The sequence below is a fragment of the Nocardioides sp. genome (assembly GCF_031422975.1).
GTDB lineage: Bacteria > Actinomycetota > Actinomycetes > Propionibacteriales > Nocardioidaceae > Nocardioides.
Genome location: NZ_JANPEO010000401.1, coordinates 1 through 4,738, shown reverse-complemented (window position 1 = coordinate 4,738; position 4,738 = coordinate 1). Strand labels below are relative to the sequence as shown.

Sequence of the window (4,738 nt, the reverse complement as noted above, 5' to 3'; positions counted from 1 at the left end):
GTCGCGGGTGTGGTGGCGATGGCTCGTGCGAATCGGACGAGCAGTTCGTCGGGTCCAGCCATGGCCCTACCCTCTTTGCTCCCGTATGTGTTCCCCACACTAGACCCGATGTCGAGGCCTGACCCCGGTGGTCAGCAGATGGTGGCGCGGTGGTCACGCGTAGCGCGCGGCGACCGTGGCCGCGCGGGCGCCGTACCCGCCACCGAACATGCAGGCATGCACCAGCAGCGGGAAGAGCTGGTGCAGTGGGAGCCGGTCCTCCCAGCCCTCGGCCAGGGGTGCGGCCTCGTGGTAGGCCTGCATGACGCGCGGCAGGTGCGGCAGCCCGAAGAGGTGCAGCATCGCCAGGTCGACCTCGCGGTGCCCGCCGTAGGCGGCCGGGTCGATGACGTGGACGGAGCCGTCCAGTCCCCACAGGCAGTTGCCGTTCCACAGGTCGCCGTGCAGGCGCGCGGGCGGCTCGTCGGGGATGAGGTCGGCCAGTCGGCCGATGACCGACTCGATCGTGGTGGCTTCGCCGTCGGTGACCGCCCCGCGGTCGCGGGCGAGCTTGAGGTAGGGCAGCACGCGGCGGACGGCGTAGAACTCCGGCCAGGTGGGACACGCCTGGTTGGGCATCGGGAGGCGGCCGATGAAGCCGTCGTGGGCGGCGCCGTACGCCGCAGCGCCGGCCAGGTGAGTGGTCGCGAGCGCCTGCCCGAAACCGATCGCGGCCTCCGGCTGGTGCTTCGGCGTCTGCTCCACCCAGGCCAGGATCACGCAGTCGTCGCTGCCCGCGAGCACCTCGGGCACCCGGACCCCGCCCGTGACCTGCGCGAGCCAGCGCAGTCCGGCGGCCTCGGCCTCGAAGAAGCCCTCGGGCGCGTGGGCGAGCGTCTTCATCAGCGCCATCTGTCCGCTGGAGAGCCGCAGCCGGGTGGCCGTGGCGATGTCGCCGCCGGCGATCGGAGCGGTGGACACGACGGAGGACCTCAGCAGCTCCTCGGCCCGCTTCGCAACCAGTGGCTGACGGGTCATGAGGACGAGAGGGCTCGATCGATGTGGGGGACCAGGGCACGGCACGTGCGTTCGATCATGTCCAGCACCTCCTCGAAGCCTTCCCTGCCACCGTAGTAGGGGTCGGGCACTTCCACACCCGGAGTTGCCGGATCGAAGTCCCCGAACAGCCGCACCCGGTCCACGTCGCCGAGTCGGACCAGGTCGCTGAGGTGGCTCTCGTCCATCGCGAACAGCACGTCATCGCGGGCGACCCAGGCCACAGCCACCTGCCTGGCGCGGTGCAGCGAGGGGTCGTAGCCACGAGCGGCGAGTGGCCCTTCCGCGCGCGGATCCATCGGGTCGCCGACGTGCCAGTCGCCGGTGCCGCCCGACGCGACGTCGACCCGGTCGGCCAGTCCCGCCCCGGCCAGGAGCCGCGAGAGGACGACGTCGGCACTGGGCGAGCGACAGATGTTGCCGGAGCAGATGAACGCGACGCGGTAGCGCCCGGGCTCGTGGGGCGCCGGCAGCAGCGTCACTCGTCGCCCACCGCCGCGTCCACGACCCAGCCCACGACCGTGATGACCATGGCGCCGATCACGGCCGGCCAGAACCCGGTGACCCGGAAGCCCAGGTCGAAGTAGTCGGCGATCCTGCTCGCCAGCCACAGCATCAGGCCGTTGACGACGAGGAGGAACAGCCCCAGCGTCAAGATCGTGATCGGGAGCGAGAGCACGTTGAGGATCGGCCGGATGAACGTGTTGACGAGCGCCAGGATGAGCGCGACGCCCAGCAGCGGCAGCACCTTCTCCTGCAACTCCGCCGAGCCGTTGCTCGGCCCGGTGAACCGGATGCCGTCGAGCAACCAGCTGGCGGCGGCCACGCCGGCGGCGTACGCGAGGAGCTTGATGAGGAAACCCATGCCGCCAGCGTAGGGGGAACCCGCCGATCAACCGCCGATGGGCGCCCAGTTGCCGTGGAACCCGGCCGGCACCCGGCCGGGCAGGTGGACGGCCGCGACGTCCTCGAGGGTGGCCGCGTCCAGCACGCGCAGGTCGCTGAGCCCGGCGGCCCGGTCGTGGACGTATCCCATCAGCACCCCGTCGTCCTCGGTCCCACCCGGGCGCGGCACGAAGCAGAACTCGCTCGCCTCGAGGCCCGGGCCGAGGCGGCGGACGTCGGTGCTGCCCGCGCCCAGGTCATGGCGCAGGACCGTGTCGCCGGTCTGCCCGTCGTCGAAGCCGACGGCGTAGCCGTAGCGGTGCCGGCGACCGGTGAGCCGCTCGTCGTGCCGGGGGAACTCCTGCGAGCGCTCGTCGAGACACTGCTCGCGCACGGTCCCCGAGGCCAGGTCGAGGGTGAACCGCGAGATCCGCGTCGGGCCCTCGTCGGGTCCGGCGAGCACTGTGGCGAACATGCGCGGGTGCCGCACCACGTCGAGCACGACGGTGTCGCCGTCGTCGTAGGCGTTGAGGGTGTGGAAGACGAAGCAGGGGTCGATCTCGAACCAGCGGACCGCGTCCCCGCTCGCGTCGCGGGCCAGGACCCCGATGCGCGCGGGGTAGTCGGGATTCCAGCGGTAGGGCAGCGTGGTCGGCCCGCCCTCGCTGCCGCGGGCGATCCGGGCGATGACGGGCTCCGGCACCGGGTTGCGGCCGATGATCCGGCTGAGCATGCCGCGTACGACCGGTCGGACCAACCGTGGCACGTCCGCCGTTGCCATCGAGATGTCGAACGTGACGGGCAGGTCGAGGATCACCACGTGCCGCTCGGTGAGGGCGAAGTCGTGCATCATCGGGCTGCCGTGGACCTGGATGTCCACGCTGCGCCGGATCCGGCCCGACGTGTCGAGCACCGAGTAGTCGACCCGGTTGCCGCGCATCCAGGTGTAGGACACCGCGTGCAGCTCGCCGGTCTCCGGGTCCTCGTGCGGGTGCGCGGTGTAGCCCGGCCGGCCGGGGCGACTCGGCAGGGTGCCGCCGAAGTCGCACGGCCCGACGGTGTCGAGCTCGTGGGTCAGCTCGTACGGCGGGGACCCGGCCTCGACCAGGGCGAGGGTGCGCCCGGCGTGCTCGAGGACGTTGGTGTTGGCGGCGAAGTCGGCGCCGCCGGGGGTGCCTCGCACCGGCTCGCCGAGCGCGGTCGCCACCGAGGCGGAGCGCACCCAGCGGTTGCGGTACCACTGGGCCTTCCCGTCGCGCAGCGAGACGCCGTGCACCATCCCGTCGCCCAGGAACCAGTGATAGCGATCCCCCGGGTCGACGACCGGGTTGGGTCCGATGCGGAGGTAGCGGCCGTCGAGGTAGTCGGGCAGTTGCCCGGTGACCGACAGGTCGGTGGCGGTCAGCTCGTCGGTGACCGGCGCGAAGTTGTCGCGCAGGTAGCGGTTGGTGGTGCTGGGGCTGGTGATGGTCATAGCGCTTCTCCCTGTCCAATAACGCTGTTATCGGAAACCATAACGTCGTTATGGCAAGATGTCCACCGTGAGTGGACAACGAGTGGCGGCGCCGGCGGCGCTCCGATTGCGCCTCATCGACGAGGCGGCCCGGATCCTGGACGAGGAGGGGCCCTCGGCCCTGTCCGTACGCCGCCTCGCGACCTGCTCCGACACCTCGACGATGTCGGTCTACACCCACTTCGGCTCGATGTCCTCGGTCGTGGACGCGGTCGCGACCGAGGGCTTCCGGCGGCTGATCGAGCGGGTCGACGCGGTCGGGATCACCGAGGACCCGCTGGCGGACCTGCGCCGGATGGCGGCGGCGTACCGCGCCAACGCGCTGGAGAACCGGCACCTCTACCTCGTCATGTTCGGTGCGATCAGCCTGGGCGGGTTCGGCGGCGCCGGTGCCGACCGCGAGGTCTCGGACGCCGCCTTCGACCAGCTGGTGGCCGGCATCTCGCGGGCCATGGCCGCGGGGGTGCTGCGCCCCGGAGATCCGCGTGAGGTGGCGGCACAGTTCTGGAGCGCCCTGCACGGCTACGTGATGCTCGAGCTGGCCGGGTTGGACCAGGTGGTCGAGGACCCCGAGGGCACGGTGCTCTGGCCGATGCTCGCCCACCTGCTCGTCGCCCTGGCTCCGTGACGCCCGCTAGCCTCGCCGCGTGGTGACGATCGGCGGGACGGGTGTGATGTTGCTGGCCGCGCTGGCCAGCCTGGTCGTCTTCGCCCTCATCGCCTCGGGGTTGAGCCGACGCCTCGGCCGGGTCACTGCGATCGCGCTGGCGGGCTGGGCCTGGACGGTGGTCGTGCTCGGCATCCTCACCCTGCTGCCGGCGCAGTGGGGTACGGGCTTCGTCCCAGCCGAGTCGCGCCTGGGGACCTGCTCGATGGACTACGGCGGCCCAGCACCCGACGGGTTCTGGATCCTCTCGGGCAGCCAGCGGATGCTCAACGTGGCGGTCTTCGTGCCGGCCGGCGCGCTGTGGGTGCTCGGCGTCTCGCGCTGGCGACGCGGCTGGCTGCTCGCGCCGGCCGGCCTCATCGGGCTCGGCCTCTACAGCGTGGTGATCGAGCTGCTGCAGCTCGCGCTGGCCCGCATCGACCGCGCCTGCGACATCACCGACGTGGTCGACAACGTGACCGGCGCGCTGATGGGTGGCGCGATCGGGGTGGTCCTCGCGCTGGTCCTCCGACCGTGGCGACACCGGCGCCACGACACCGCTCGTTAGGGTGGCGCGCATGGCTCAGACCCCCCAGTCGACACCTCAGCCCCGCCGCAACGTGGCGGAGATCCCGACCTATGTGCCGGGCAAGCCGCCG

The 4,738-nt window shown here is 71.7% G+C and carries 6 protein-coding genes; 2 read left to right on the top strand and 4 right to left on the bottom strand.

What is annotated here, in order from left to right:
• Positions 1-153: 153 nt before the first annotated feature.
• Genes RMO85_RS12165 through RMO85_RS12150 form a run of 4 tightly spaced genes read right to left on the bottom strand, consistent with a single transcriptional unit; the run spans position 154 to position 3,394 of the window.
• Positions 154-1,017 (bottom strand): fructosamine kinase family protein, encoded by an 864-nt coding sequence (locus RMO85_RS12165; protein WP_310528991.1) that lies wholly within the window; start codon positions 1,015-1,017, stop codon positions 154-156.
• Entirely contained in the window at positions 1,014-1,517 is a 504-nt protein-coding gene (locus RMO85_RS12160; protein WP_310528990.1) for a low molecular weight protein-tyrosine-phosphatase, read from the bottom strand. Before RMO85_RS12160 ends, RMO85_RS12165 begins: the two co-directional genes overlap by 4 nt.
• Positions 1,514-1,900 (bottom strand): phage holin family protein, encoded by a 387-nt coding sequence (locus tag RMO85_RS12155; protein WP_310528989.1) that lies wholly within the window; start codon positions 1,898-1,900, stop codon positions 1,514-1,516. The genes RMO85_RS12160 and RMO85_RS12155 overlap by 4 nt, the downstream gene beginning before the upstream one ends.
• A gap of 27 nt (positions 1,901-1,927) precedes the next feature.
• Positions 1,928-3,394 (bottom strand): carotenoid oxygenase family protein, encoded by a 1,467-nt coding sequence (locus RMO85_RS12150; protein ID WP_310528988.1) that lies wholly within the window; start codon positions 3,392-3,394, stop codon positions 1,928-1,930.
• A 67-nt stretch (positions 3,395-3,461) separates the two neighbouring features.
• Here RMO85_RS12150 and RMO85_RS12145 point away from each other — a divergent pair, with 67 nt between their 5' ends.
• Together RMO85_RS12145 and RMO85_RS12140 are read left to right on the top strand one after the other, a co-directional pair.
• On the top strand, positions 3,462-4,061 hold the full coding sequence (locus RMO85_RS12145) for a TetR/AcrR family transcriptional regulator (protein ID WP_310528987.1): 600 nt from the start codon (positions 3,462-3,464) through the stop codon (positions 4,059-4,061).
• A gap of 19 nt (positions 4,062-4,080) precedes the next feature.
• Positions 4,081-4,647 (top strand): VanZ family protein, encoded by a 567-nt coding sequence (locus tag RMO85_RS12140; RefSeq protein ID WP_310528986.1) that lies wholly within the window; start codon positions 4,081-4,083, stop codon positions 4,645-4,647.
• The last annotated feature ends 91 nt before the right edge of the window (positions 4,648-4,738 follow it).